The following is a 583-nucleotide window of genomic DNA, read 5'->3' as shown; positions in this document are numbered from 1 at the left end:
GCGTCGTCGGCTACCCCGGCGACGGTACGCAGCGCTGGCCGGCCGTCCACGCGCTCGATGCCGCCGTCCTGTTCCGCCTCGCGCTGGAGCAGGCTCCGGCCGGAAGCGCCTGGCACGCCGTCGCCGACGAAGGCGATCCGGTAGCCGACATCGCCGCGGTCATCGGGCGCCGGCTCGACCTCCCGGTCAAGTCCGTGCCGCAGGAGAACTTCGGCGTCCTGGGCCCGATGTTCGCGACCGACCAGCCCGCATCCGGTGCCCACACCCGCACCGCACTCGGCTGGGAGCCGACGCACCCGAGCCTGCTCCGGGACCTGGAGAACATCGAAGCCTGAGCCACGAGAAGCCCCTCGGTCGGGATTTCGCCACCCTCGGCCGAAGGCGGCGCCCCATGGGTCTCGTCTCGGGCGGAACTGGCCCCTCCCCGTGGGGGATCGGATCCGGGTACCGACGGTGAGCTCTCGGCCGGTCGCTCCCCGAGAGCCCGTTTCGCCGCTATTCGACCATTGGCCCGCGCCGACCGGCCCGGTCGCACCGGTACGCGGGCTTTCGGGGCGCGGCGGCCCCGCCCCGGGGCCGCACG

At 74.3% G+C, this 583-nt stretch carries 1 pseudogene; it reads left to right on the top strand.

Going from position 1 to position 583, the window contains the following annotated elements:
- A pseudogene (locus tag GT354_RS24835) lies at positions 1–335 on the top strand (3-beta hydroxysteroid dehydrogenase); the annotation flags it as partial.
- Positions 336–583: the final 248 nt, after the last annotated feature.

The sequence above is a fragment of the Streptomyces sp. SID3343 genome (assembly GCF_009865215.1).
Lineage (GTDB): Bacteria > Actinomycetota > Actinomycetes > Streptomycetales > Streptomycetaceae > Embleya.
This window is presented reverse-complemented; position numbering and strand designations above follow the sequence as displayed.